Origin of the sequence: Leclercia sp. LSNIH3, from assembly GCF_002935105.1 — a bacterium.
Lineage (GTDB): Bacteria > Pseudomonadota > Gammaproteobacteria > Enterobacterales > Enterobacteriaceae > Enterobacter > Enterobacter adecarboxylatus.
In genome coordinates, this window is the sequence record NZ_CP026387.1 from 1,443,213 (window position 1) to 1,468,911 (window position 25,699).

Consider the following 25,699-nt stretch of genomic DNA (forward strand, 5'->3'; position numbering starts at 1 on the left):
TATCATCCTACAGACGCTATCGCGACCTAAAAGGAATACGCCGTGCGTATCGCGACTATCACTAACTGGGCATACGGCGCCACCGTCTGCCTGACCCTCGCTTCCGGCGTGGCCATGTTGATGGCCTCCAACGCCGAAAAGGTTGAGCGGCAGGCCGTTGAACAGCGCTATGTATTCGATCAGCTCACCGAAGAGGTGGAGGCCGACGCCTGGGCGCTCTCCGACCTTGCGCGGCTGTACGTCATCAAACAGGATCCTGCGGTAGCCGACCAGTACCGTCAGAAAGCGGAAACGATGGTCAGAATCGAGCATCGCCTGCAAAAGTTGCGGGACGCGGGTGCCAGTGATGATGAGCTGGCGCTGCTGCACGAAGGGTTAACCGTGGCCGATGCCCTGCAGGATGAACAGCAGAGCGCCATCGCGAGTGTGAAAGGCGGGCAGCAATCTCAGGCCATCGGGCTGATTTATGGCGAGCGTTATGAGAGCGAACTGGAGCAGGTTCAGAATCAGCTCGACCATTTTCGTCAGATGCTCGACAGACGTACCGACGCGGCCATTGACGATGCCACGGTAAAATCGCGCGGGCTGCGGACGCTCTCTGAAGTGATGGTCGGCCTGACCGCGCTGATGTTTTTGTTTGTTCTCGGTTTTATCCTCAAACGCCGGGTGCTGCGCCCGGTGGTGCGCCTGAGCGATGTGGTCAACCGGCTGGCCTCGCAGGATTATGCGGTGGAAGCACCAGACTACCGCCAGATCGATGAGATTGGCGACATGGCGCAGGCGATCCGTATCTTTCGCGAAAACGGTCTGGTGCGGCAACGGCTGGAACAGGAGCGCGATGCCGACTGGGCGATCCGGGAACTGCTGGCGCGAATGACCCAGCGGCTACAGGGCTGCGAGTCCGTCGAGGATGTCCTGAACGTGGCCCGGCTGTTCGCGCCCGGCATTGCCCCTGGCGTCCCAGGACGGCTCTGGCTGCTGGAGCGGGAGCCGTGGCAGATGCACTGTGCCGCCGAATGGCTCGACCCGCAAGGCGAAGCCGAACCCTTCCACCCCGACCAGTGCTGGGCGGTGCGCCGCGGGCAGAGCCATCCGCCCGTGACCGGCGAGCCGGACATCACCTGCTATCACCTGCCAGACGCTTGCGCCGACCATTCGCTCTGCGTACCGCTGATTGCCCAGGGCGAGACCATCGGCCTGCTCTCATTCCAGAATGTCACCCGGGAACGGGCACCGTCCCGCGCCTATCTGGAACTGATGGCCGAAGCCCTTGGCCTGGCGCTGGCTAACCAGCGCCTGCGCGATGCCCTGCTGGAGAAAGCGTTATTCGATCCGCTGACCAATCTGCGCAACCGCCATCATCTGGATGACGCCCTGCGCACGCAGCTCGGCCAGGCGCAGCACACCGGTCAGCCGGTCAGTTGCCTGATGATCGATATCGACCACTTCAAAGCCATTAATGACAAGTTTGGTCATGATGCGGGAGATCTGGTGATTAAAAGCGTCGCGACGGTGGTGCAGCGTGCGGTAGGCGACAAGGGAATGCCGTTCCGCTATGGCGGGGAAGAGTTCCTGATCCTGCTGCCGGGCGCAGATGACGCGGCGGCGTTTGCCTGCGCCTCCGAAATCCAGACCAACGTGCGCAGCCTGGCGCTGCGGTATGAGTTAACGGAGATTGGCACGGTGGATGTTTCCATCGGCATTGCCAGCTACCCGCAGCACGCCCAAAGCGACAACCTGCTGCGCGCCGCGGATGTGGCGCTGTACCGGGCGAAGGAGCTGGGGCGCTCAAGGATTGTCAGTTTCGGGATGCTTGAGGCGGAGTGAGGGGCTATCATTGCCCCCTCTCCTTCCCTTATGCCGTTGCCGCCTTATGAATCTTAATTACTTCTGTTACGTTCTTCTGGCCTTTACCGCTGCGGGCAGCGCCCTGCTGCCGTACCCTTTGGCGATGTGGTTTGTGCTGGTCAGCACACTGACGCTGGTTATCTATGGCGCTGACAAGCTGGCGGCCCGCAAGGCCTGGCGGCGGGTCCCTGAGGCGACACTGCTGATCTTTGGTGTGGTGGGTGGATGGCCGGGAGCGATCCTCGGCCAGCAGCTCTTTCGGCATAAAACCCAGAAACAGCCGTTTAAAACCTACTTTATGATCACGGTGATACTTAACGTCGTGCTGCTGCTGGCGGCCTGGCGATTTTGGCCCCTGATTGACAGCCACTTATGATGGCAAGCATGGCCAGGCCCACAGTAGAGTAATCCCTTACTCCGGCCCTCTCCCTCACGGAAAAGGGCATGATGTCGTTACACCTCCAGCCCGGCGCGGAACTGGCCCCATTTCAACACCGAATTCACCCCCATCGACAGGAACGGCTCCGGCGGAGTTCTGTTCGGGCCTGGCGATGCCACCAGAAAATCGATCAGCTCGTTGCGCTCTCCGGCGATCATATCCGCCAGCAGTTTGCCGGTGGCGGTGCCGCGGGTAATTCCCAGACCATTACAGCACAGCGCGCCATAGACGTTCGGTGCCAGCTGACCAAAGAAGCCCTCGTGGTTGTCCGACAGGCAGATGGCCCCGCTCCAGGAGTATTCGAAATCGACCTTACTCAGCATCGGGAAGCGACGCTCGAACGATTTACGGTGGGTTTCAATATTGTGCTTCAGCTGCTTTTCCCGTGGGCGGCCATCGGGATGGAAGCTAAAGCTGTTACGCATCAGGATGCGGTTATCGACCGTGCGGCGCACGGTGCTGCCAAACGGGTGCGCCGGAATAACGCCCCATACCGGCTTGCCGCCGAGCTGCGCCTGCTCTTCAGCAGTCAGAGGGCGAGTCAGGCTGCCATAGAGGAAGGTTGGCAGCAGGCGCCCGCGCAGAAAACCAAAATGGGCGGCAAAGGCGTTATTCGCCAGAATCAGCGTGTCGGCGGTAATGGTGCCCTGAGCATGCACCAGCGTCACTTTGTCGCCATAGTCGATGGAGGTGATGGGGGTATTTTCATACAGCGTCACGTTAGACGGCAGGTTGTCCGCCAGGCCTTTCACCAGCGCCGACGGCTGGAGCAGAATGGTGCCCGGAATGTAGAGCGCCTGCTGGTAGTAAGAGGTGCCGATATGGTCCGGCAGATCCTTTCCGGGAATCATCTCTGCGTGGCGGCCAATTTTCTCCAGCCCGCTGCGGTAGGCCTCCAGAATCGCGACCCCCTTCTCCCCCACTGCGGCCTGGTATTTGCCGGATTCGGTCATCTGGCACGCGATACCGTGCTCTTTCACGATCCCGCGCAGGTAGTTCTGCCCGAGGGTGTTGAGTTTGAGGATCAAATTGGCGGTGGTGACGTCACCGATATAGTCCTTGGCCCCGATATCGTGCGGCACATCAATGGCAAAACCGGCGTTGCGCCCGGAGGATCCGAAACCCACGTCCTGCGCTTCAATCAGCACCACTTCATCATTCGGAAAATTTAGCGCCAGCTGACGGGCCGCCGCCAGCCCGGTTAACCCGGCACCGACGATCGCCCAGCGGGCATGTTTTTGCCCCACGTGGGCAGGACGTGGGGTACGCGGTTGACTGGTGTGATACCAACCCGGCAGGGCGTCGTCAGCAGGCAGAGAAGTGATCTTTTGCACGTTGGTTACTCCGGTAGCTCTGATTATGTTCTCGTCACGTCACCGCAGGATCCGGCAACTGATATGGGATCAATGTTAGCCATCATGAGTAAATGAATATGTGATGTATATCGCATGTATACATGAAGTATAAAAATAGTTAACGGAATGATAAAAAAGGCGTGCGAAGCCCGGCGCAGCGGGGCGTCTGAGAAGAAAACAGCATGGGAGAAGAGGGCCTGTCAGCGGTCGCCAGCAGGCCTTATGGCAAGAAGATTAGCGGTTATCGCCCTCCTGGAAAGGCGCAAAATTGTCAGCTTTTAGCCCCTGCGGAGCGATGAAAATTTCCATGTTTTCCCGCGACAGCTCCCAGTGCTCAAAGACCAGATCGACGACCGCCTGCTCGTCACGTGCCTCAATGGCCACGATAAACGCATCGTGATGATCGGCGGCCAGCTGTAAGCGGCGCTCCATATCCTCGTTTTGCGGCCGGAAGAAGGTGTGTCCGATACGACAATGGTCGATCAGCAAACGCCCCAGGCTCGGCTGCAAATAGGGATTGGCCGCCATCTCGCCCATGATCTCGTGAAAACGGTTGTTCTCCAGCGCCAGCGCCTCGGCATCGCGGGTTTGCACCGCTTTGCGAAAGCGCTTTTGGGTCTCTTTCAGCGCTTTTAACTGCGCTGGCTTGTAATGCTGTACGGCAAGGCGTCCGGTGGCGGCGTAAATCATCGGTGCCACCAGGAAGAAATTGCGCAGCGTCGAGTGACTCATCGGGATCACCCGCACGCCGCGTTTTTCCACAATTTCGAGATACCCTTCTCCTGCCAGGCGCTGGAAGATTTCGCGCACCGGCGTACGGGACAGACCGTACTGCGCGGTCAGCGCGGCTTCATCCAGCAGCTCGTCTGGATCCAACTCCATGGTCAGAATATGTCGCTTGAGATCCTCGTACAGCGCTACCTTTCCCGTTCTCATTGACGCCTCCTGAAAATCGACCGGTGATGCTTAACTATGATGTTGCTTAACCTACAGATAAAGATGTGCAACAGCAAAATTATCAGCCACGGCAATCATGTTCTGCGCATTTCACTGGCAGTCAGATAGATCAGCCTCAGGACAGGCTCTGGATCCCGATCCGGTGGATGACGCAGGATCTCCCCACGCAGCCAGTCTATTTCACTGCCGGCAACGTGGCGAAACGTCCTCAACCGCCCGGCATTTTTTAGCCATTTCATAATAAAGGCATTTTTCTGCCGGTTAGAGCAAATGCGTCCCTGCTTTCTCGACAGGCCAACCGCCACCAGAAGACAGAAATAGAAATGAATTCTCTCTTCCAGACCGTTAAACACGGCTTCAGGCGTCGTCTTCAGAGAGATCAATCCAGAGGGTCTTCAGTTCGGTGTACTGGTCGAGGGCGAAGACAGATTTATCGCGCCCGCCAAACCCCGACTGCTTGTAGCCGCCAAACGGCGTGGTGGCGTCGCCTTCCCCGAAGCAGTTCACCGTTACCGTACCCGCACGAATGGCGCGCGATACCCGAATGGCCCGGTTAAGTTTGCCGGTGTAGACCGATGCGACCAGACCGTACTGTGTATCGTTCGCCAGGGCGACGGCCTCGGCTTCGGTGTTGAAGGTGGTCACGCACAGCACCGGGCCGAAGATCTCCTCCTGGAACAGTGCGCTCTCTGGCGTCACGCCGTCGATAATGGTTGGCTGAACATAGGCACCCTGCTCGGTATCGCCCCCCTGCACAATCCGCAGCCCTTCCTGGCGAGCCGTATCGAGATAACCGCTCACCTTGCTGAAATGTTCCGTCGAGACCATCGCGCCGAGCCGGTTGCGCGGATCGAGAGGATTGCCCATCGGCCAGTCGCCGATCTGTTTTGCCATTTCGGCCAGCAGCGCCGCTTTAACACTTTCCTGCACCAGCAGGCGCGAGGTGGCAGAGCAGTTCTCGCCCATGTTCCAGAATGCGCCGTTAAGCACATGTCCGGCCACGGTCGCCAGATCTCCCGCATCGTCGAAGACGACGGCCGGGTTTTTACCGCCGCACTCCAGCACCACCTTCTTGAGGTTAGATTCGGCTGCATAGTGCAGGAAGCGTCGTCCGGTGGACGTGGAGCCGGTAAAGCTCACCATGTCGATATCCGGGTGCAGACCAATCGGCTCCCCGACCTCTTTACCGGTGCCGGTGACGATATTCAGCACGCCCGCCGGGATGCCCGCCTCAAAGGCCAGGTCGGCGACCCGCAGCGCGGTGAGCGAGGTTTGCTCTGCCGGTTTCACGATGACCGAGCAGCCAGCCGCCAGTGCCGGGCCGATCTTCCAGGCCAGCATCAGCAGCGGGAAGTTCCAGGGCAGAACGCACCCCACCACGCCAATCGGCTCGCGCACGACCAGCGCCATTGCGCCGTTACCGACCGGGGCGGTGTGGTCATACAGTTTATCGATGGCTTCTGCGTGCCACTTCAGGACGTGAATGGTTTCCGGCACGTCCACCGCCAGGCATTCGCTTACCGGTTTCCCGCTGTCGAGGCTTTCCAGCACCGCCAGTTGGTCGATCTCCTGCTCCATCAGCGCCGCCAGTTTCAGCAGCACCGCTTTGCGTTCGCCCGGTGCCTGCTTGCTCCAGCTCCCGGCCTCGAACGCACTGCGCGCTCCCTCCACCGCGGCATTGACATCGGTGATGTCGCAGGCAGCGATGTGGCCAAGGGTCTCCCCGGTGGCCGGGTTGGTAGTGGGCAGGGTTTTCCCGGATTGCGCGGCGACGAAGCGCCCGTTAATAAAGGCCTTGCTCGCCAGGGAGAGATCCCGGGCGATGGCCGTTACGTCGTCCAGCGTGTGCAGCTGACTCATATCGCCTCCTTACAGCGCCGCAGCGACGTTGCGTTTTACATCAGTGATCACCGCTTTCAGCTGCGCTTTCTCTTCTTCATTGAGATCCTGCAACGGCGCGCGCACCGTACCGGAGGTCAGACCGTTCAGCTCGCAGCCGTAGCGGATAGATTGCACAAACTTGCCCCCGTCGAGGAAGTTCATCAGCGGCATCATGGCGGCCATGATTTTGCGGCCTTTGGCGAAATCTTTTTCCACCACGCAGGCTTCATACAGCGCCACGTGTTCGCGTGGAATGAAGTTAGAACCAGCACAGACCCAGCTTTGCGCGCCCCAGGCGAAGAACTCCAGCGCCTGATCGTCCCAGCCGCAGGAGAGCGCGATGTTCGGGAACTTGCAGGCCAGCAGGTGCAGGTTGTTGAAATCCCCGGAACTCTCTTTAATGGCGACCACGTTTGGTGAGCGGCTCACTTCGCGAAAGTAGGTCTCGCCCATGGTGATCCCCATGCGGCCCGGGTAGTTGTAGAGCATGATCGGCAGCTGGGCGGCTTTATCCACGGTCAGCGCGTGATGGGCATTTTCCAGCTCGGTCGGCAGGGCATACGGTGGCGAGGTAACCAGGATGGCATCGGCTTTGATCTCACGCGCATGTTTGGCGTAGTCCACCGCGTCTTCGGTGCGGGTGGCCCCCGTGCCGACGATCAGCGGCAGGCGGGTGCCAATCACCTGACGGGCGTGTTCCACCAGCGCTTTACGCTCTTCCTGGCTCTGCGCGTAATATTCGCCCGTGGAGCCACCAATGATGATGCCGTGAACGCGGGCCTCGATCAGCGACTCCAGCACCTCGGAAAAGCGTGCAAAATCAATGCTGCCATCGGCTGCGTAAGGGGTAATTGCCGGGGTGTAGATACCTTCAAATGTCAACACGATAACCTCCAGGGGGGAATTCACGACCATCACAGTCTGCTACGCAACCCTGATGGACTGCGTTTGTTAAAAATTTGCACACGGGCAGGTAAAAGGTCAATGGAGGAATATTTTTTGTATACATGAAAAATACAACATAAATACGTAATAACAGGAGATTTTTACGCATTCGTTAAAAATAACTTATATAAATCAATAAAATAAATGCATTATTTCGTTGTAGTAATTTTCTATATAATTTCCGATAGCGATCACATTCCCGAATTATCACCCTCTGAGACGTATTTACAGCGCCTTTCCGGCGGCATAGTTTTAATGCTGTAGTTAACCAGAATTTAACAAAACACCACGCCGCAACGCCGGGTTGTGACCAGAATGTAAACAGAGGTACCGGGTATGTCCCATAAGAAAGCGACACTCATCGGCCTGATCGCCATCCTGCTGTGGAGCGCGATTGTCGGCCTGATCAAAAGCGTGAGCGAAGGCTTTGGCCCGGTGGGCGGGGCGGCGTTGATTTACACCTGTAGCGCGGTGTTGCTGCTGTTTACCATTGGCTTTCCGAAGATCCAGAAGTTTCCGGTGAGTTATCTCATCATCGGCAGCGTGCTGTTCGTCTGCTATGAGCTGTGCCTGTCCCTGTCGCTGGGCTTTACCCATAGCGGGCGTCAGGCCATTGAAGTGGGAATGGTGAATTACCTCTGGCCGAGCATGACGATTTTACTGGCGGTGATCGTTAACCGGCAGAAAACCAGCCCGTTAATTATTCCCGGCGTGGTGTTAGCCATCATCGGAATAGGCCGGGTATTAGGTGGCAACGGGGGATTTTCGCTGACAGAGATGATGAATAACGTTATGGATAATCCGTTAAGTTACGGGCTGGCATTCAGCGGAGCGGTGATCTGGGCCATATATTGCGTGGTCACTCAACGTATCGCCCGGGGAAATAACGGAATTACATTGTTCTTTATCTTAACGGCGCTGACGCTGTGGGTGAAATATTTCACCTCGCCCCAGCCGGAATTTGTTCTGTCGTGGCACGCGTGGATCAGCCTGCTGCTGGCGGCGATGGCGATGGGCTTTGGCTATGCTGCCTGGAATGTGGGGATCCTGCACGGCAACGTCACGGTGCTGGCGGCGGCGTCGTACTTTATTCCGATCATCTCGGCAGTGCTGGCGGCGTTTATGCTGGATTCGCACCTGACGCTGGCTTTCTGGCAAGGAACGGCGATGGTCAGCCTCGGCTCGCTTATCTGCTGGTGGTCAACGCGCACGGTTGCCGTAAAACGTTTATCTGACGAAACGTCTTAAAAATAATAAACACAGTAACACCATAATAAATATAACTAACATCTTATCCGACCATCCTGCAGCGGAGGAGTATTTGCCATGAATTACGCGAAATAACGCACGCTATTATTTAACGCTTGAATCTTCTTAGACCTATATTTATTCCGTAATCGCTTGATTAATGGAAAGCGGCCTCGCTCGGCTTTAATAAACATCCATCGCTATTTATGTTTATTACCGCCTGCCCGTAAGCCATTAATTTAACGATGCCGGAGAAAGACAGGAGTTACCATGTCAAATACCGTTTCTGTTGAAGACGTACCACTTAACCGCTTTCACCGCCTGCTGACCATTCGCTCCGGTGGCGGCTCCTTCGTCGATGGCTATGTACTGAGCATTATCGGCATCGCCATGATGAAAATCTCTCCGGCGCTGGGGTTAACCGCCTTCTGGGAGGGGCTGATCGCTGCCTCTGCGCTGATCGGCATCTTCTTTGGCGGCTTTATCGGCGGCGCCCTCACCGACCGGCTGGGCAGACGGATGCTCTATTTCGTTGGCCCGACGCTGTTTGTGATCTGCTCCGTGGCGCAGTACTGGGTGCAGAGCGGCGAGATGCTGTTTGCCCTGCGCTTTTTAAACGGCGTGGCGGTGGGCATTGAGTACCCGGTGGCGACCGCCTTCCTGGTGGAGTTTCTGCCGAAGAAAAACCGCGGTCCTTGCCTGGCCACCCTCACCATCCTGTGGTTTGCCGGTGCCGCCGCGGCCTATATGATCGGTGAAGCGCTGCTGCACTTTGGCGGCCCGGATGCCTGGCGTCTGACGCTGGCCAGCACCGCAGTGATCGGCGCGCTGCTGTTCCTGGTGCGTATGGGCACTCCGGAATCCCCGCGCTGGCTGATGAGCAAAGGCCGTCACGCCGAAGCCGAAGCGATCATTCGCCGGGTATATGGCCCGGACTTTGGCCTGGACAATCTGCCGGAGCAGGCGGAAAGCAAAAACCTCTCCTTCTCCAACCTGCTGCACTCGGGTTATGGCAAACGCATGGCGTTCGTGACCATCTTCTGGACCTGCTCGGTGATCCCGGTCTTCGCGGTCTATGCCTTTGCCCCGAAAGTGCTGGATGCGCTCCACCTGAGCGGGAAGTGGGCGTCGTACGGTTCGGTAGCCATCACCCTGCTGTTCGTGGTCGGCTGCATTATCGCTACGCGCCTGGTGAATACCCTGGGACGCCGCAAGCTGCTGCTGCAAAGTTTCCTCTGGTCGGGGCTGGCGCTGCTGCTGCTCGGTCTGCTGCGTGACGGGCCATCCATGATCATTCTGCTGATGTTTGGTGCTTACGCACTGTTTATCGGCGGGGCGCAGGTGCTCCAGCTGGTCTACCCGAACGAGATTTTCCCGACGGAGATCCGCGCCTGTGCCGTGGGTGTGGGAACGTCGCTGTCGCGTATTGGGGCTGCCGTCGGTACCTGGCTGGTGCCCGTCTCATTGCAGAGCCTGGGGATCGGCACCACCATGTATATCGCCGCGGCAATCACCTTTGTGGGCCTGGCCGTCTCCTGGTGGCTGGCACCGGAAACCAACGCCCGCAGCCTTGCCGATGCAGCCTCGCTGGATGACACCCCGTCACAAAAAGCGAGTATGCCGGGACCGATGGCGAAGCGTCATCTGCTGTAACCTGGATAAAAAGGGCCGCATCGCGGCCCTTTACTCTTTCACCCGTTTTTCCACTTCCCTGCGCCGCTTTCTGAACGAGCTGGGCGTTTCACCGTACTGTTTACGGAACCAGGCGATCAGGTGCGAGGCGTCGGCGAAGCCGGTGGCAGTGGCAATGGCGTTAATGCTGTTGCTGGAGTCGGCCATCAGTTTGCGCGCCTGCTCAAGGCGCATCCGCCGCCAGTAGACCGCCGCCGAGTGGCCAGTACACTGGGTAAAGATCAGGTTAAGCTGGCGGAACGTCACCCCGGCAAAGTCAGCAACCTCCGCCAGCGGTACCGGCGAATCGAGATGGTGCTTCATAAACTCAATCACCTTCGTCACCAGCGGGTTCTCGTAGACGTCGGGTTCGCTGAGGGGCGTTTTATGCTTCGCTTTTGGCGTTGGCACCTCATCCACCAGCAGATATTTCAGCACCTTTTGCGAGCGCACCAACCCGCAGTGCTGGCGGATCAGATCGGCCGCCAGGTCAATCGCCGTACCGCCAGGGCAGGAGATGATCCCGCCGTCTTTGATGTAGGTTTTATCGATCACCGGAATGGCTTTCGGGAAACGCAGCCGGAACTCGTCGCGGGTGGTGAAGTGGATCGCGCAGTGGCGACCGTCCAGTAGCCCGGCGTTACCGGCGACAAAAGCCCCGCTACACAGGGTGATGATGGGAATATTGCGGGCGTGCAGATCCCGCAAGGCCTGCAATAGCCACTCCGGCGGCTGGCGGGTCTCTTCCAGTAGCCCGCCCGCCACCACGAAGTAATCCCAGTCCCGGGCGAAATCGAGCGGCGCGGTGGGCGATACCGGCAGGCCACAGCTGGCGGTGATGGGCTGGTCATCGCAGGTCATCCACTCCCAGCGGCAAAAGATCTGCCGGCTGGAGAAGGACTCGTCTGCCGCAAAGCGCAGAGACTCTACCAGCCCCGCCACCGAGGCCAGCGTAAAGTGCTTCATCAGCAGAAAGCCGATCGTCAGATCAGGCTTCGGCTCACTGTGGCTGTCAGACAGTTTCGTTGGAGGCATGGTCATCAGGCTCCTGCAATCCTCCCAGCTTGCTCAGCAGACGCTTCAGGTCGGCGATATCCTGGGTATTCAGACCGGCGGTGATCATCTTCTCGGCGCTTTTGGCCTGCTCAATCATCTGCGCCAGCATCGCTTCGCCCTCTGCCGTCATGGAGACCAGCTTGCGGCGGCGGTTAGCGGGATCGGTCTGCACCGTCAGTAACCCGCTCTTACTCATCCTATCGATAACGTAGGTGCCGGTGGCTTTATCAAACCCGGCGCGGTTCCCCAGCGTTTGCTGGTCGCAGCGCGTTTCTTCCGCCAGTACAACCAGTATGGCGTATTGCACGGCTGATAACCCGGTATCGACGCACTGGCTCCAGCAGGTGGTGGAGTGCTGCCCTGCGCGGCGCATCAGGTGCATTAATGAACAATCGCCATGCGGCCACAGGGGCGCGGCAAGGATTAAGTCGCGATTTTCTGCCATCGACTCTCTTGACTCCTGAAAACGACAAACATATAGTTCGAACACAAACAGTTTGAACTCAAACTATACATGAAAGAATACATTCAGAGAACCCGCATGAAGCTTGTTGTAGGCATGACTGGCGCTACTGGCGCTGCAATTGGCGTTCGTTTACTGGCCGCGCTGAAAGATCTGGACGTCGAAACGCATCTGATCATTTCCAAATGGGCGCGTGCCACCATTCAACTGGAAACGCCCTACAGTGTACAGGAGGTTATCGCTCTCGCCTCGAAGACTTACAGCGAGCACGATCAGGCTGCAGCCATCTCCAGCGGCTCCTTTCGCGTTGACGGCATGATCGTGGTGCCGTGCAGCATGAAGACCCTTGCCGCTATCCGTTGCGGCTACGCCGATGGTCTGATTGCCCGCGCCGCCGACGTGACGCTGAAAGAGCAGCGCAAGCTGGTGCTGGTTCCCCGCGAATCGCCGCTCAACGCCATTCACCTTGAGAACATGCTCGCCCTGACCCGCGCCGGTGCCATGATGCTGCCGCCAATGCCCGCCTTCTATAACAACCCCACCAGCACTGACGACATCATTGATCATTTTGTGTCGCGCATTCTGGATCAGTTCGGCCTGGATAACGCTTTAACAAAACGCTGGGGTGAACCTCACTCCGCTCCCACGGCTTAAGGAGAGCCTGATGACCTATTACGGTGATTTACGCAGTTATATCGATGCCCTCGACGCCATGGGCGACATCATGCACGTGACGCGCGAAGTGGACGGTGATTTTGAGCCAAGCGCCATTACCCGCCGCAGCTATGAGATCCAGTCCCCTGCCCCGCTGTTCCACAACGTGGCGGGCGTGGCACCCGGTTTCCGTCTGTTCGGCGCGCCTGCCAGCCTCTCATCCCGACAGGATATGCCCTATGCCCGCGTGGCGATGTCGCTCGGCCTGGCCCCGGACTGCACCGGGCCGCAGATCGTCGAAGCGCTGTCGGCGGCGCGCCATAAGCCCGGCATTCCCCCGGTGCGGGTGGCCTCTTCTGACGCTCTGTGCCATCAGAACATTTTGCGCGGTGAAGATGCGAACCTCGACCGCTTCCCAATCCCCTTTGCCCACGACAAGGACGGCGGTCGCTACGCCAATACCTGGGGCACGCTGATCGTGAAGACGCCGGACGGCAAATGGGTGAACTGGTCTATCGCCCGCGTGATGAAGGTCGATGGCAAGCGGATGGTGGGGCTGATTGTCCCGAGCCAGCATATCGGCCAGATCTGGACGGAGTGGGTAAAACTCGGTCAGCCGATGCCTTATGCACTGGTGCAAGGCCCGGCGCCGGCGATCTCCTGTGTGTCCGGCATCCCGATCCCGGCCCACGCCGATGAGGCGGATTACATTGGTACCCTGGCGGGCGAGCCGGTGCCGGTGGTGAAAGCGGTTAGTATCGATCTGGACGTGCCTGCCACCGCCGAGATCGTGATTGAAGGGCATGTCTCCATCAACCGTGATTGCCAGGAAGGGCCATACGACGAGTATGGCGGTTATCTGGGCGAAGGCTCCTCCGCCCAACCGACCTTCCACGTCGAGACGATTACCCATCGTGACGATCCGATCTGGCCGATGTCGATTACCGGCCGCCCGACCGACGAGTCGCACACCCTGTGGGCGATGGGGCTGGCCGCAGATGCCCTGACCTATCTGCGTGAAGCGGAACTGCCGATTGTCACCGCCTGGATCCCGGAAGATTCTACCGTCCACTGGCTGCTGGTGGTGGTGCCGCAAAACTGGCGCGAGTTGCTGCCGGGCGTCACCAGCGAAGCACTGGCCCAACGCATCGGCGAAGTGCTGTTTAAGACCGACGCGATGGTGTTTATTCCGAAGGTCTATGTGGTGGACGATGATTTTGACCCAACCAACCTGCGCGAAGTGGTGTGGGTGCTCTCAACCCGCGTGCACCCGGTTGGTCGCCGCGTGGTGTTTAACGATCAGCGCGTGATCCGCCTGCCACAGTGCTATGAAGAGGAGGAGTACGTGGCCGGTCGTGGGGCGAAAGTGGTGTTTGATACGCTGCAAACCACCCGACATCTGCATGCCTCGTTTGAGCAGGGGTATCCAGAAGCGGTGCGCCAGCGGGTACTGGATAACTGGCCGACGGATCGCTAAGCCACACTTTGCCTGTCTGTTTGCAAAAACAGGCAGGCCTTACCAGCTGGCCTCCTTCCCCATCGCACACTTATTAAACCCTCTCATAACCGCATCCTCGATTTAAGAATAATCCCGCCCGCATCGCCGTCTATGCTTAATGTTTAAAAATCAGACGACACAGTCGCACCCTTTTTCCTTTTTATTTCCCCTTTAAATACCGGAGGCCTGGCATGAGCAACCAAGGCGAATTTCCTGAAGACGGTCAGTCACCCGACTTCAGCCTGTCCCGACGGGATCTGATAAAAGTCAGCGCAGCGGCGGCGGCAACCGCTGCTGTTTATCCTTGTGGCGCACTGGCTGAGAGCGAGCCTGCTGTCACCCCCCCGCCCGAGATGATGCCCCTGACGCTGCGCGTTAACGGCAAAAGTCAGCAACTCGAGGTAGATACGCGTACTACCCTGCTGGATGCACTGCGGGAAAACTTGCAGCTTACCGGCACGAAAAAAGGCTGCGATCACGGGCAGTGCGGCGCCTGTACCGTGCTGGTGAATGGCCGCAGGCTCAACGCCTGCCTGACGCTGGCAATCATGCATCAGGATGCCGAAATCACGACCATCGAAGGGCTGGGTACGCCTGACAATCTGCATCCCATGCAGGCGGCATTTATCAAACATGATGGTTTTCAGTGCGGCTACTGTACCTCAGGGCAAATCTGCTCCTCCGTCGCGGTACTGAAAGAGATTGAAGAGGGCATCCCCAGCCACGTTACGCTCGATCTGGTCTCCCCGCCGGAAAAGACGGCGGATGAGATCCGCGAACGCATGAGCGGCAACATCTGTCGTTGCGGCGCGTACGCCAACATTCTGGCCGCCATCGAAGACGCAGCAGGGGAGCTTAAATCATGAAAGCCTTTACTTACGAACGGGTAAAAACCCCGGCCGAGGCCGCGGCCAGCGCCAGGGATAAACGCGGCGCAAAATTTATTGCCGGGGGAACGAATCTGCTCGATCTGATGAAGCTGGAAATTGAGACGCCAACCCATCTGATCGACGTGAACGGTCTGGGCCTCGACCAGATTGCCGCCACCGACGAGGGCGGTCTGCGGATCGGCGCCCTGGTGCGCAATACCGATTTAGCCGCAGATGAACGTGTGCGCCGTGACTATGCCGTGCTGTCCAGAGCGCTACTGGCAGGGGCGTCCGGTCAGTTACGCAACCAGGCCACCACGGCTGGTAATCTTCTTCAGCGTACCCGCTGCCCCTATTTTTACGATACCAATCAGCCCTGCAATAAACGTCTTCCCGGCAGCGGCTGCGCGGCGCTTGAGGGGTTTAGCCGTCAGCATGCGGTGGTGGGCGGCAGCGAGGCCTGTATTGCTACGCATCCGGGCGATATGCCTGTCGCGATGCGTCTGCTGGATGCAGTAGTGGAAACCGTTTCTGCCGATGGCAAAGTGCGGAACATCCCCCTCGCCGACTTTTATCGCGCCCCAGGGAAAACGCCCCATATCGAAACTGTCCTGACGCCAGGTGAACTGATTACCGCCGTCACCCTGCCGCCGCCCGTGGGTGGGCAGCACATCTACCGTAAAGTCCGCGATCGCGCCTCTTACGCCTTTGCGCTGGTCTCGGTCGCGGCGATTGTCCAGCCAGATGGCAGTGGGCGTGTCGCGCTGGGCGGCGTGGCCCATAAACCCTGGCGGATTGCCCAGGCCGATGCGCAGCTGCCCCAGGGCGCGCAGGCCGTCTACGATGCGTTGTTTGCGGAGGCTCACCCGACGCCTGAAAACACGTTCAAATTAACCCTGGCGAAGCGAACGCTTGCCTCCGTGCTGACAGAAGCGAGGGCTAAGGTATGAAATTCGATAAACCGGCAGGTGAAAACCCGATCGATCGCTTGAAGGTGGTCGGTCAGCCTCGCGACCGTATCGACGGTGCCTTAAAAACCACCGGCACGGCGCACTACGCCTACGAATGGCATGATATCGCGCCCAATGCGGCGTATGGCTATGTTGTGGGGTCGGCAATTGCCAAAGGCGAGATCGCCGCCATCGACACGCAGGCCGCGAAAAACGCGCCGGGGGTGTTAACGGTGATCACCGCCAGTAGCGCGGGCGAACTCGGCAAAGGCGAGCGAAACGCGGCCACCCTGCTGGGCGGCCCAAAGATTGAGCACTACCATCAGGCCGTTGCGCTGGTAGTGGCAGAGACGTTTGAGCAGGCCCGGGCGGCGGCGGCGCTGGTACAGGTGACCTGGCGGCGTGAAAAAGGATCTTACTCGCTGGCAGATGAAAAACCCGCCGTCAGCCAGCCGCCTGAGGATACACCCGATAAAAACACCGGGGATTTTGACGCCGCCTTTTCCGCCGCCGCGGTGAAGCTGGATGCGATCTACACCACGCCTGACCAGAGTCATATGGCGATGGAGCCGCATGCCTCGATGGCGGCCTGGGAGGGCGATAAGGTGACCCTCTGGACCTCCAACCAGATGGTTGCCTGGTGCCGTACCGACCTCGCAGAGACCCTCAAGATCCCGGAGGAGAATGTGCGCGTCATCGCCCCGTATATCGGCGGCGGCTTTGGCGGCAAGTTGTTCCTGCGAAGCGATGCCCTGCTGGCCGCGCTGGCCGCCCGCGCCATAAAGCGCCCGGTGAAAGTGATGCTTTCTCGGCCCACTATTCCGAATAACACCACTCACCGCCCGGCCACCATTCAGCATATCCGCATCGGGACGGATACCGCCGGGAAAATCACGGCCATCGCGCATGATAGCTGGTCGGGCAATCTTCCCGGCGGCACCCCGGAGACCGCGGTTCAGCAGACTGAACTGCTCTACGCGGGGGCGAATCGCCATACCGGGCTGCGGCTGGCAAAACTGGATCTGCCGGAGGGCAATGCCATGCGTGCCCCTGGCGAAGCACCGGGTTTGATGGCGCTGGAAATCGCCATTGATGAGCTGGCCGAAAAAGCGGGTATCGATCCGGTTGAATTTCGCATCCTCAATGACACCCAGGTTGATCCGGCCGATCCCAGCCGGCCTTTTTCACGCCGTCAGTTGATTGAGTGCCTGCGTACCGGTGCCGACGCGTTCGGCTGGAAAGCGCGCAACGCGACGCCCGGCCAGGTGCGTGACGGTCGTTGGCTGGTGGGCATGGGTATGGCGGCCGGTTTTCGCAATAACCTGCTGGAAAAATCTGCCGCCCGTGTGCATCTGGATGCCGCCGGAAACGTGACGGTAGAGACCGACATGACCGACATCGGGACCGGGAGCTATACCATCATTGCCCAGACGGCGGCAGAAATGCTGGGCGTACCGCTGGAAAAGGTGACGGTTAACCTGGGTGATTCAAGCTTCCCGGTATCGGCCGGTTCAGGCGGGCAATGGGGGGCGAACACCTCCACCTCGGGAGTTTATGCCGCCTGCGTGAAGTTGCGTGAAACCATTGCCACGAGGCTCGGTTTTGACCCGGACCAGGCGCAATTTAGCGACGGGAAGATCACCAGTGATACCCGCAGCGCAGACATTACCGAGGCCGCAGCTAACGGCACCCTGACCGCTGAAGACGGTATCGAATTCGGCGATCTGGATAAGCAGTATCAGCAGTCCACCTTCGCCGGACATTTTATCGAGGTGGGCGTGGATAGCGCGACCGGCGAGGTGCGGGTGCGTCGCATGCTCGCGGTATGCGCGGCCGGGCGTATCCTTAACCCAAAAACGGCGCGCAGCCAGGTGATTGGCGCGATGACCATGGGGCTGGGCGCGGCGCTGATGGAAGAGCTGGCAGTGGATACCCGGCTGGGCTACTTCGTCAACCACGACATGGCCGCGTATGAAGTACCGGTCCATGCCGATATTCCCGAGCAGAAGGTGATTTTCCTGGATGATACTGACCCCATCTCCTCCCCGATGAAAGCCAAAGGCGTGGGCGAGCTTGGCCTGTGCGGCGTGGGTGCTGCCATTGCCAATGCGGTGTATAACGCGACGGGGGTAAGAGTGCGGGACTATCCTGTCACCCTGGATAAATTGCTCAGCGGCCTGCCGGACGCCGTTTAAGGAGGAACCATGCCCCACTCGCTTTTTAATCTGGCAGACGATCTGCGCCAGACGCCGGAACAGGCGTTTCTGACTGACGACAGCCGGGAGATCCTGCGCTTCGCGGTTGAGACGCTGATGGCCGGCAAAGAGGCGGCGCTGGTGATGCTGACGGAGATACGCGGCGGCGCGGCGCGCTCGTTGGGGGCGCAGATGGTGGTTCGCGAGGATGGCCAGTACTGTGGCTTCGTCTCCGGGGGCTGCGTCGAAGCGGCAGCGGCATTTGAGGCGCTGGAGGTGATCGTGTCCGGCCAGGATCGCGAGGTGCGTTATGGCCAGGGTTCGCCCTGGTTTGACATTGTCCTGCCCTGCGGCGGGGGCATCACGCTGGCGATTCATAAGCTGCGCTCGGCGCAGCCGCTGCTGGCGGTACTGAACCGCCTGGCGCAGCGCCAGCCCGCCGGGTTGCGTTATACCCCGCAGACGCAGATGCTCACCTGCCTGTCCGAGCCAACGCTCACTGGCTGGCATAATCAGGGTATCGAGATAGCTTTCCAGCCCTGCGTGCGGTTGCTGATCCACGGAAATTCCATCGAAGCGCAGGCGACGGCTGAACTCGCGGCAGCGGCAGGGTATGCCATTTGTCCGTTTGACCCCTGCTCGGGTGACCCGGGTTCCCTCATTGATGCTGACACGGCGGTGATCCTGCTGTGGCACGATCTTCACCGGGAACTTCCCGTCCTGCAGGCCGCACGTGACGCGACCCCGTTTTACATCGGCGCGCTGGGCAGCCAGCGTACCCATAGCCAGCGCAGACAAAAGCTCATTGAGCTGGGCTGGCGGGATGACGAGATTGCGCGCATTAAAGCGCCGATCGGTATCTTCCCGAAAGCCCGGGACGCACGCACCCTGGCGCTGTCTGTTTTGGCAGACGTGGCTGCCGCACGCCTGCGTCAGGACGAATGTTAATGTCCTCGCCGGTTGTGATTATTCTCGCCGCCGGACGCGGCGAGCGGTTTCTCGCCTCGGGGGGCAAAACGCATAAGCTTGAGGCGGTGTTGGCCGGGCAATCTGTCCTGACGCACGTGATTCAGGCGGTTGAAGCCGCAAACCTGCCGTGGCATCTCGTCAGGCCTGAAGGCGGAACGCCGGGCATGGGCGCGTCGATTTCACTGGGTGTCCAGGCCACAGACCTGGCGTCGGGATGGTTAATCCTGCCCGCCGACCTGCCTTTAATTCAGCCCCGGACGTTGCAGCGCGTTGCTGAAGAACTGATGAATTACGGGATTGTGGTCCCTCACTACCAGCAACAGGCGGGGCACCCGGTGGGGTTTCGCCGGGAATACCGCGAGGCGTTGCAGGGTCTGGCGGGTGATACGGGGGCGCGGGAAATAGTGATGCGTGCGCGCAGTCAGGGGGATGTGCTGGATCTTTCGCTGGATGACGCTGGCGTTATATTTGATATCGATACGCTGGAGGATCTACGGGCGGCGCAAAAAACACGGTGCGCCCACGCCGTTGTGCCTGACTGAGACTGTTTAAATCAGCCCTGCCCAGGGTAGTAGAATTCAATTCTTATACCGCTGGGGTCGTAACACATCATGTGCATTGACGGCCCTTCTCTGATCACGGTTGGCTCGAATTCAATTTCGATCTGATTCGCCTTTAATACCTCAAGAAGCTGGAACAGATCCGCTTTATTTTCGACCCGTAACGCTAAGTGATGAAGTCCAACGTTCGTTTTACGATTAAATTCTACGGGGTCGTCGGTTTGCGTTTTCCAGAGTGTAATCGTCAGGGCATTATCTCTGACGAAGATGGCGGGATAATCTGCACGGCGTTTCACTTCCTCCCAGCCCAATATTTTAGTGAAGAACGCCGCGCTTTCTTCAAGTTTTGATACGGCCAGGCCAATATGTTGTACGCCCGTTGTCACTGCCATCATTTTATTCTCCTTCAGAAAATGGCTTTCGCCAGCCTGTACACCGGCCAGGGATACATGCGCTTGTGGAACAGTCTGGCTTTCAATGCGGAACGCGCAGCCATGGCAATCAGGTTTTTTTCATGCTGACATGGCTGCTCTCACCGGATGGACGCTACTCTGACTGGCGGACATGCCGGTCGAGGAAGTCACGCACGGCGGTACCTATCTCTTTAGCATGCGTTTCAAGGGCGAAGTGGCCCGTGTCATAAAAGCGTATTTCAGCGTCAGGCAAATCACGTTTCCAGGCTTCTGCGCCCGCTGGCATGAAGAAGGGATCGTTTTTTCCCCATACGGCTAATAGCGGTGGCTGATACTGGCGAAAATAGTCTTGAAACTGCGGGTACATCTCTACGTTCGAGGCGTAATCCAGCAGCAGGTCTAACTGGATTTCCGCATTACCAGGCCGTAATACCTGCATCCCTTCGAGCGAATAACCGTCAGGTGAAATCAGACTCTTATCGGAAACGCCTTCCAGATATTGCCACTTGATAGCCGCTGGCGTCGGAAATTCACTCAGCGCATGGCGGTTTTCCACAGTGGGATCACGCCAGTATTGCTGAATAGGTGCCCAGGCCTCTCCCAGCCCCTCTTCGTAGGCATTGCCGTTCTGGGAAATAATGGCTGTTACCCGCTGCGGATGCGCTAACGCCAGTCGCCATCCGACAGGCGCGCCGTAATCGTGGACCAACAGCGCATAGCGGTTGAGATGAAGCTCTTCGGTAAACCGGCCAATGGTTTCAGCAAGCTGGGCAAAAGTATAAGCATACTCCCCTCGCGCGGGTGCCTCAGTGAAACCAAAGGCGGGCAAATCCGGGGCGATGACATGATAACGATCGGCCAGTTGGGGGATCAGGTCACGAAACATAAATGATGAACCCGCGAAGCCATGAAGCAGCAGTAATACAGGCGATGCCGGATCCCCCGCTTCGCGGTAAAAAACGTTCACGTCGCCTGCTTGTTGATAACGGTAATGGATCGCGGTAACTGGCGAGACGGAGGCGTTATCGGTTGTGGAAGACATCATGGCAAACCCCTTTGTAACCATTAAAGTGTGTATTTGAAGGCTACACGCAAATTTGGTAACCTGTCAAAATGATTTTATGAGTTACGGACAGGTATGGAATTCAAACAACCTTCTTCTCAGCCTCTCTTCCTCGCCGATAATCTCGCACTGGATTTTATTAACAGTGAATACGGGACGGGTGATGAGCGGCATGATTGTTTTACCGACAATCTCAGCGTCATCGACTGGCTGGAAACGGCGGGTGTTGTGCCGAAAGGCACTGAGGCACCGGATGACTTACTAACTGAAGCCCGTCAGCTGCGCGATGCTGCCAGAACCCTGGTGCATGCCGCGATGAAATCCGAGGCAGCTAACCTGACGGTGATTAACCAGATACTGCAAGCGGGGCGTCCCGAGACTGGACTGCAATGGGACGAAGATACACGGCGATATCGGGTTGATGTTTGTTCAAACACGCTCAACTCTGCAGGCCTGCTCTGGCCCATTGCGGATGCCCTGGTGAAGCTGGTCACTGATGAAAAGTTTGAATACGTGAGAGAGTGTGAAGCACATAACTGTATTTTACTTTTCCAGGATTTAAGCAAGTCACATCGCCGCCGCTGGTGCAGCATGGCAACCTGCGGTAATCGTATGAAAGTCGCGGCCTACCGAAACAGAAAGGGTTCATAGCGCTCATTCTCAGTGACATGCGTTAACGCGTTGAGGCTGGCCGCACCCGGCGAGCGTACCAGCCTCTTACCCCCTCTGGTTTAAAAGAGTGTTGACCTGGACTTGACCAAAGAGAACGATCGTTCTACCATTTACCTATGAACAAAAACACGACTGATACACGCGAAAAAATCCTCGCGACAGCTGAACAACTCATTTACCAGAACGGTATTCATGCCACCGGCATGGATCTTCTTGTAAGAACGTCAGGTGTGGCCCGGAAAAGTATTTATCGCTACTTCGCCAACAAAGACGAAGTGGCGGCTGCGGCCCTGAACGCACGTGATGTGCGCTGGATGGAATGGTTCAGGAGCGAGTGCGACAAAGCGGATACGCCGCAGGAACGCATCCTGAATATGTTTACCGTACTCAAAGGCTGGTTTGAGTCGGAGGGCTACCGCGGGTGCGCATTCATCAATACCGCGGGGGAAGTGGGTGACAGTGCCGATCCCATTCGCCAGATTGCTAAACTGCATAAGCAGAAAATCCTGGATTACGCCCTTGAGCTAACCGGACAGCTGAATATTGAGCACTCCTCATCACTGGCAAGGCAGCTGCTGTTATTAATTGAAGGTGCTATCACCATGTCACGAGTTATGGGTGATAACAGCGCCGCCGATGATGCAAAAGATATTGCGCAGCTGTTACTGAAACAGGTCTCGTAAAAGAGGCCTGTATTCCGGAAAAATAATACTCGCTGAATTATCCAGTTATGCTGGAGGTTCACGCGTGGGTGTCATTTATTTAATTTCAGACCACGAAAGAGAATATTACATTCATCTTCTGATATGGCTTTATCTTTAATCGGCTTATACCAATGTAAAACGTATTTCACCTCTTCCCCTTTCCTCCCCGTCGCTATTTCATTCTGACTTCTCGCCTGACCGGCTTTGGCTCTATTCTCATATCAAAAAATCCTGCAAGGCAACGAGCCCTGAGTACCCAATTGAAATTAAACGATTTTCCTCTGAAAGATATCCCAAACCACCAGCAGATAAGAATATCTAAAAATTAATTTCTTATTATTTATGAACGCGTTAACACCATTTTTTAAAGGGATGCATTGCTTTTTTAATGATTTTATCAAACACCGTCTTGACGAGGTAGAACGATCGTTCTACCATGAATTCATAGACCAGACGGACCCTCTGAGAAAGTGATATCGGGCATGATTGAGAATACAGAATTCTCATAGCTACCCAGGGCGTTAAATAACAGAGGAAGAATTTATGTCTACGTCTCGAAAAGCAAATGAAACCGATCTGTCCACATTTACAGGAGTCTCTACCATGTCTGATGCACAAATTCGTCCGCCGCTTCCTCCATTTACACTTGAGTCAGCGATTGAAAAAGTACGGCTTGCTGAAGATGGCTGGAATAGCCGTGACGCTGCAAAAGTCTCGCTGGCCTATTCACTGGATACCAAATGGCGTAACCGCGCAGAATTTGCGAATAACCGCGAAGAAGCCAAAGGATTCCTTGAACGTAAATGGAAAAAAGAATTTGAGTACCGTCTTATTAAAGAATTGTGGGCATTCGGGGGCAACCGCATTGCGGTCCGTTACGCCTACGAGTGGCGCGATGATTCAGGCAACTGGTTCCGTTCTTACGGAAATGAGAACTGGGAATTCGGGGAAGATGGTCTGATGCAACGCCGTTTCGCGTGTATCAATGATATGCCTATCAAAGAGAGCGATCGTAAATTCCACTGGCCGCTGGGGCGTCGTCCAGATGACCACCCAGGGTTATCAGAGCTGGGTCTGTAACGTCCGGTTTATTCTGTTAAGCCCGGCGACTGTCCTGGTCGGGCGCTTGCTCTACTCCTCTACGGGTAAAACTGCTGCAACAGGCGTGGCAGAATTTTTAAATATAAATAATGCCCAGGGCTTATCCGGTCGTGATAAGCCTGAGGGTTCGCTTATGTAAAAAGCACGCGAAATAATCATAAGCATTACGAATAAGGTGACACTATGAATATCAGATCCGCGTTATTGTCTGTCGCAATGGCTGCCGTTTCAGCCAATAGCTTTGCTGATACAACTGGCCCAGAACGTCATGTTCAACAATTCCTGAATGTGCTGAACGGGAGTGGCGGGAAGCCCATTGAGCAATTGTCTCCTCAGGCAGCACGCCAGGTATTGATCGATGCGCAAAAAGGCGCCACCCTGCCTGCTGCCGACGTCAGTGTAAAAACGATTACTATTGATGGGCAAAATCTCATACTGAATATTGTGAAGCCGCATAACGCGCAGGGAACCCTGCCGGTATTTATGTTCTTTCATGGCGGTGGCTGGATCCTGGGCGATTTCCCAACACATGAGCGTCTCGTTCGCGATCTGGTTAATGCGTCTGGCGCGGCAGCCGTTTTCGTTAATTACACGCCCTCCCCGGAAGCGCATTTCCCCGTTGCGATTAATCAGGCTTATGCAGCAACCCGCTGGGTAGCCGAAAACGGAAATGAAATTGGCGTTGATGGTAAGCGCCTGGCGCTGGTTGGTAACAGCGTGGGCGGTAATATGGTTGCGGCCGTCGCCCTTCAGGCTAAACAACATAAAACCCCTGCTATTCGCTATGACGTTATGCTCTGGCCTGTCACTGACGCGAATTTTGATACCGGTTCTTATCATCAGTATGAAAACGGCTATTTCCTGTCGCGCAATATGATGAAGTGGTTCTGGGATGCTTACACTACAAATGAGAGCGTTCGAAATAACATCCTCGCCTCTCCGCTGCGCGCCACAACAGCGCAGTTGCAGGGGCTGCCGCCTACTCTGATTCAGACCGCTGAGCTTGATGTACTGCGTGACGAAGGTGAAGCCTTTGGTCGAAAACTTGATGCCGCGGGTGTCGACGTGACGGTGACGCGCTACAACGGATTAATTCATGATTACGGCCTGCTGAACGCGCTGAGTGACGTTCCTGCCGTGCGGGCTGCCATTGGTCAGGCTGGTTACCAGCTGAAAGAGCACCTGAAATAACGATAAAGCGACCAGCGGGACTTACCGGCTGGTCATTCTCTGTAATTTTTTGGCCGCTACTCTCTGCTGATACTGATATTCGCCTTTACAGCAGGATAGTGGCCGAAAGGCTTATCATTCAATATGGAGTATCAACCCCTGAGTTCCTCAGAATAGTGCTGTATGTCATCGCACATCGCTTGTAACTCATTGATTAACCTCGCCGCATGAAAACCATCGCACACGGAATGATGCACCTGAAGGGCGAAAGGCAATAATACTTTTCCATCTTGCTCGTAGTATTTCCCAAAAGTGAACATAGGGGAAAAAAAGTTCTGCATGTGAGCGACGTTGATATCAAAACTGGTAAAACTCACCCAGGGAATAGCGGATACGAAAAATATATTGTCTGGCGACTGTCCCTTGGGCCAATAAGCAAGATTATTACCATGGCGTGCCACGTCTTCGGAATAAACATTCTGGAAGTGCTGAATATTGCCGTCGTACGGACTCCATATTGATGAAAAGGTCTCCGTTTCATTATGGAAGATGGTATAGCTTGGATGGACTTCATCCCATATCACAAGCTCATTGTTCTTCATCGCCATACGGAATTCCGTATGCCTGTTTACGACGTGAGCAATCAGGAAAATCATCGTCGGGTAAAATTTCCAGCCAACCGCTTTGATATGCTTTAACAGCGCCGTAATGTCTAATTGCACCGTCTGGTTAAACGTACTTTGTGCAAACGACTGAAATACCTCAAAATGCTCCTTCCTTGCCCAACGAGACAAGTCCACAACGGTATATGCTGGGGTGGTTGTTTTCATTTTTTACCTTTGATTAGCGATCATCTATCAGAGAGTAGCCTGAGCTATTTCATCAATTAAACACGCATACAAGTCCCGAACCATTTTGGTAGCGAATGCTTTTGTGAGAGTAGCGCAACCTTTTGCGGCAGGGAAGAGAATGTTAACTGTTTGATAATTAATAGAATAAAAGGCGCTCGAGCAAATTA

General features: G+C 56.8%; 25 protein-coding genes. 15 read left to right on the top strand and 10 right to left on the bottom strand.

Annotation, left to right across the window (positions count from 1 at the left end):
* Positions 1-42: 42 nt before the first annotated feature.
* Together C3F35_RS07005 and C3F35_RS07010 are read left to right on the top strand one after the other, a co-directional pair.
* Entirely contained in the window at positions 43-1,827 is a 1,785-nt protein-coding gene (locus C3F35_RS07005) for a diguanylate cyclase (protein WP_103791805.1), read from the top strand.
* A gap of 46 nt (positions 1,828-1,873) precedes the next feature.
* Positions 1,874-2,224: a DUF1294 domain-containing protein gene (locus C3F35_RS07010; protein ID WP_103791804.1), complete on the top strand. Its 351-nt coding sequence runs from the start codon at positions 1,874-1,876 to the stop codon at positions 2,222-2,224.
* Positions 2,225-2,301: 77 nt separating this feature from the next.
* Here the strand turns inward: C3F35_RS07010 and C3F35_RS07015 are convergent, their stop codons facing one another.
* The 5 genes from C3F35_RS07015 to C3F35_RS07035 form a co-directional block, all read right to left on the bottom strand.
* Entirely contained in the window at positions 2,302-3,621 is a 1,320-nt protein-coding gene (locus C3F35_RS07015; protein WP_077227025.1) for an NAD(P)/FAD-dependent oxidoreductase, read from the bottom strand.
* A 255-nt stretch (positions 3,622-3,876) separates the two neighbouring features.
* Positions 3,877-4,578 (bottom strand): GntR family transcriptional regulator, encoded by a 702-nt coding sequence (locus tag C3F35_RS07020; RefSeq protein WP_032616732.1) that lies wholly within the window; start codon positions 4,576-4,578, stop codon positions 3,877-3,879.
* A gap of 95 nt (positions 4,579-4,673) precedes the next feature.
* Positions 4,674-4,982, bottom strand: coding sequence for a hypothetical protein (locus C3F35_RS07025; RefSeq protein WP_223263924.1), 309 nt, complete (start codon positions 4,980-4,982; stop codon positions 4,674-4,676).
* A complete protein-coding gene (locus C3F35_RS07030) occupies positions 4,957-6,459 on the bottom strand; it encodes an aldehyde dehydrogenase (protein ID WP_103791803.1) in 1,503 nt (500 codons plus the stop codon). Before C3F35_RS07030 ends, C3F35_RS07025 begins: the two co-directional genes overlap by 26 nt.
* A gap of 9 nt (positions 6,460-6,468) precedes the next feature.
* Positions 6,469-7,365, bottom strand: a complete 897-nt coding sequence (locus C3F35_RS07035; RefSeq protein WP_144883453.1) for a dihydrodipicolinate synthase family protein — start codon at positions 7,363-7,365, stop codon at positions 6,469-6,471.
* Positions 7,366-7,761: 396 nt separating this feature from the next.
* Here C3F35_RS07035 and yddG point away from each other — a divergent pair, with 396 nt between their 5' ends.
* Together yddG and C3F35_RS07045 are read left to right on the top strand one after the other, a co-directional pair.
* Complete coding sequence (yddG, locus tag C3F35_RS07040; protein WP_103791802.1) at positions 7,762-8,673, top strand: aromatic amino acid DMT transporter YddG; 912 nt, start codon at positions 7,762-7,764, stop codon at positions 8,671-8,673.
* 270 nt (positions 8,674-8,943) lie between these two features.
* A complete protein-coding gene (locus C3F35_RS07045) occupies positions 8,944-10,326 on the top strand; it encodes an MFS transporter (protein WP_077227826.1) in 1,383 nt (460 codons plus the stop codon).
* A gap of 30 nt (positions 10,327-10,356) precedes the next feature.
* Here C3F35_RS07045 and C3F35_RS07050 read toward each other — a convergent pair whose 3' ends face one another.
* Positions 10,357-11,385 carry a GlxA family transcriptional regulator gene (locus C3F35_RS07050; RefSeq protein WP_371320503.1) on the bottom strand — a complete coding sequence of 343 codons (1,029 nt, stop codon included), beginning with the start codon at positions 11,383-11,385 and terminating at the stop codon, positions 10,357-10,359.
* Positions 11,357-11,845, bottom strand: coding sequence for a MarR family winged helix-turn-helix transcriptional regulator (locus C3F35_RS07055; protein ID WP_032616727.1), 489 nt, complete (start codon positions 11,843-11,845; stop codon positions 11,357-11,359). Before C3F35_RS07055 ends, C3F35_RS07050 begins: the two co-directional genes overlap by 29 nt.
* A 96-nt stretch (positions 11,846-11,941) precedes the next feature.
* Here C3F35_RS07055 and C3F35_RS07060 point away from each other — a divergent pair, with 96 nt between their 5' ends.
* The 7 genes from C3F35_RS07060 to C3F35_RS07090 all read left to right on the top strand — a co-directional run bounded on the left by C3F35_RS07060 (position 11,942) and on the right by C3F35_RS07090 (position 19,540).
* Complete coding sequence (locus tag C3F35_RS07060) at positions 11,942-12,517, top strand: non-oxidative hydroxyarylic acid decarboxylases subunit B (RefSeq protein ID WP_103791801.1); 576 nt, start codon at positions 11,942-11,944, stop codon at positions 12,515-12,517.
* A 10-nt stretch (positions 12,518-12,527) separates the two neighbouring features.
* The gene (locus C3F35_RS07065) at positions 12,528-13,994 is read left to right on the top strand and encodes a UbiD family decarboxylase (protein ID WP_103791800.1); all 1,467 of its coding nucleotides are present in this window, start codon (positions 12,528-12,530) and stop codon (positions 13,992-13,994) included.
* Positions 13,995-14,206: 212 nt separating this feature from the next.
* Positions 14,207-14,881 carry an aldehyde dehydrogenase iron-sulfur subunit PaoA gene (gene paoA / locus C3F35_RS07070; RefSeq protein ID WP_059308665.1) on the top strand — a complete coding sequence of 225 codons (675 nt, stop codon included), beginning with the start codon at positions 14,207-14,209 and terminating at the stop codon, positions 14,879-14,881.
* Positions 14,878-15,834 carry an FAD binding domain-containing protein gene (locus tag C3F35_RS07075; RefSeq protein WP_103791799.1) on the top strand — a complete coding sequence of 319 codons (957 nt, stop codon included), beginning with the start codon at positions 14,878-14,880 and terminating at the stop codon, positions 15,832-15,834. The genes paoA and C3F35_RS07075 overlap by 4 nt, the downstream gene beginning before the upstream one ends.
* On the top strand, positions 15,831-18,029 hold the full coding sequence (gene paoC, locus C3F35_RS07080; RefSeq protein ID WP_103791798.1) for an aldehyde oxidoreductase molybdenum-binding subunit PaoC: 2,199 nt from the start codon (positions 15,831-15,833) through the stop codon (positions 18,027-18,029). Before C3F35_RS07075 ends, paoC begins: the two co-directional genes overlap by 4 nt.
* 9 nt (positions 18,030-18,038) lie before the next feature.
* Positions 18,039-18,977 carry an XdhC family protein gene (locus C3F35_RS07085; protein ID WP_032616718.1) on the top strand — a complete coding sequence of 313 codons (939 nt, stop codon included), beginning with the start codon at positions 18,039-18,041 and terminating at the stop codon, positions 18,975-18,977.
* The gene (locus C3F35_RS07090) at positions 18,971-19,540 is read left to right on the top strand and encodes a nucleotidyltransferase family protein (protein ID WP_103791797.1); all 570 of its coding nucleotides are present in this window, start codon (positions 18,971-18,973) and stop codon (positions 19,538-19,540) included. Before C3F35_RS07085 ends, C3F35_RS07090 begins: the two co-directional genes overlap by 7 nt.
* 11 nt (positions 19,541-19,551) lie before the next feature.
* Here C3F35_RS07090 and C3F35_RS07095 read toward each other — a convergent pair whose 3' ends face one another.
* Together C3F35_RS07095 and C3F35_RS07100 are read right to left on the bottom strand one after the other, a co-directional pair.
* A complete protein-coding gene (locus tag C3F35_RS07095) occupies positions 19,552-19,953 on the bottom strand; it encodes a VOC family protein (RefSeq protein ID WP_225321538.1) in 402 nt (133 codons plus the stop codon).
* A gap of 151 nt (positions 19,954-20,104) precedes the next feature.
* A complete protein-coding gene (locus C3F35_RS07100) occupies positions 20,105-21,016 on the bottom strand; it encodes an alpha/beta fold hydrolase (protein WP_199186134.1) in 912 nt (303 codons plus the stop codon).
* A 93-nt stretch (positions 21,017-21,109) separates the two neighbouring features.
* On the opposite strand from C3F35_RS07100, the gene C3F35_RS07105 reads away from it, so the two are divergent.
* From C3F35_RS07105 to C3F35_RS07120, 4 genes are all read left to right on the top strand, one after another.
* Positions 21,110-21,685 carry a CGNR zinc finger domain-containing protein gene (locus C3F35_RS07105; RefSeq protein WP_103791795.1) on the top strand — a complete coding sequence of 192 codons (576 nt, stop codon included), beginning with the start codon at positions 21,110-21,112 and terminating at the stop codon, positions 21,683-21,685.
* A gap of 137 nt (positions 21,686-21,822) precedes the next feature.
* Positions 21,823-22,389: a TetR/AcrR family transcriptional regulator gene (locus C3F35_RS07110; protein ID WP_032616713.1), complete on the top strand. Its 567-nt coding sequence runs from the start codon at positions 21,823-21,825 to the stop codon at positions 22,387-22,389.
* A gap of 624 nt (positions 22,390-23,013) precedes the next feature.
* Positions 23,014-23,490 (top strand): nuclear transport factor 2 family protein, encoded by a 477-nt coding sequence (locus tag C3F35_RS07115; protein WP_059308671.1) that lies wholly within the window; start codon positions 23,014-23,016, stop codon positions 23,488-23,490.
* A gap of 237 nt (positions 23,491-23,727) precedes the next feature.
* Positions 23,728-24,702, top strand: coding sequence for an alpha/beta hydrolase (locus C3F35_RS07120; protein WP_371320504.1), 975 nt, complete (start codon positions 23,728-23,730; stop codon positions 24,700-24,702).
* Between the two features lie 131 nt (positions 24,703-24,833).
* Here C3F35_RS07120 and catA read toward each other — a convergent pair whose 3' ends face one another.
* Positions 24,834-25,511, bottom strand: coding sequence for a type A chloramphenicol O-acetyltransferase (gene catA / locus C3F35_RS07125; RefSeq protein ID WP_059308672.1), 678 nt, complete (start codon positions 25,509-25,511; stop codon positions 24,834-24,836).
* Positions 25,512-25,699 lie beyond the last annotated feature (188 nt).

Bases quoted from the DNA above. Each gene is read 5' to 3' on its own strand.
- C3F35_RS07050 (WP_371320503.1), bottom strand. From the start codon at position 11,385: ATGACCATGCCTCCAACGAAACTGTCTGACAGCCACAGTGAGCCGAAG.
- C3F35_RS07120 (WP_371320504.1), top strand. From the start codon at position 23,728: ATGGCTGCCGTTTCAGCCAATAGCTTTGCTGATACAACTGGCCCAGAA.
- catA (WP_059308672.1), bottom strand. From the start codon at position 25,511: ATGAAAACAACCACCCCAGCATATACCGTTGTGGACTTGTCTCGTTGG.
- C3F35_RS07085 (WP_032616718.1), top strand. From the start codon at position 18,039: ATGCCCCACTCGCTTTTTAATCTGGCAGACGATCTGCGCCAGACGCCG.
- C3F35_RS07030 (WP_103791803.1), bottom strand. From the start codon at position 6,459: ATGAGTCAGCTGCACACGCTGGACGACGTAACGGCCATCGCCCGGGAT.
- paoA (WP_059308665.1), top strand. From the start codon at position 14,207: ATGAGCAACCAAGGCGAATTTCCTGAAGACGGTCAGTCACCCGACTTC.
- C3F35_RS07090 (WP_103791797.1), top strand. From the start codon at position 18,971: ATGTTAATGTCCTCGCCGGTTGTGATTATTCTCGCCGCCGGACGCGGC.
- C3F35_RS07065 (WP_103791800.1), top strand. From the start codon at position 12,528: ATGACCTATTACGGTGATTTACGCAGTTATATCGATGCCCTCGACGCC.
- C3F35_RS07115 (WP_059308671.1), top strand. From the start codon at position 23,014: ATGTCTGATGCACAAATTCGTCCGCCGCTTCCTCCATTTACACTTGAG.
- paoC (WP_103791798.1), top strand. From the start codon at position 15,831: ATGAAATTCGATAAACCGGCAGGTGAAAACCCGATCGATCGCTTGAAG.
- C3F35_RS07045 (WP_077227826.1), top strand. From the start codon at position 8,944: ATGTCAAATACCGTTTCTGTTGAAGACGTACCACTTAACCGCTTTCAC.
- C3F35_RS07075 (WP_103791799.1), top strand. From the start codon at position 14,878: ATGAAAGCCTTTACTTACGAACGGGTAAAAACCCCGGCCGAGGCCGCG.
- C3F35_RS07095 (WP_225321538.1), bottom strand. From the start codon at position 19,953: ATGATGGCAGTGACAACGGGCGTACAACATATTGGCCTGGCCGTATCA.
- C3F35_RS07010 (WP_103791804.1), top strand. From the start codon at position 1,874: ATGAATCTTAATTACTTCTGTTACGTTCTTCTGGCCTTTACCGCTGCG.
- yddG (WP_103791802.1), top strand. From the start codon at position 7,762: ATGTCCCATAAGAAAGCGACACTCATCGGCCTGATCGCCATCCTGCTG.
- C3F35_RS07020 (WP_032616732.1), bottom strand. From the start codon at position 4,578: ATGAGAACGGGAAAGGTAGCGCTGTACGAGGATCTCAAGCGACATATT.
- C3F35_RS07100 (WP_199186134.1), bottom strand. From the start codon at position 21,016: ATGATGTCTTCCACAACCGATAACGCCTCCGTCTCGCCAGTTACCGCG.
- C3F35_RS07110 (WP_032616713.1), top strand. From the start codon at position 21,823: ATGAACAAAAACACGACTGATACACGCGAAAAAATCCTCGCGACAGCT.
- C3F35_RS07060 (WP_103791801.1), top strand. From the start codon at position 11,942: ATGAAGCTTGTTGTAGGCATGACTGGCGCTACTGGCGCTGCAATTGGC.
- C3F35_RS07055 (WP_032616727.1), bottom strand. From the start codon at position 11,845: ATGGCAGAAAATCGCGACTTAATCCTTGCCGCGCCCCTGTGGCCGCAT.
- C3F35_RS07105 (WP_103791795.1), top strand. From the start codon at position 21,110: ATGGAATTCAAACAACCTTCTTCTCAGCCTCTCTTCCTCGCCGATAAT.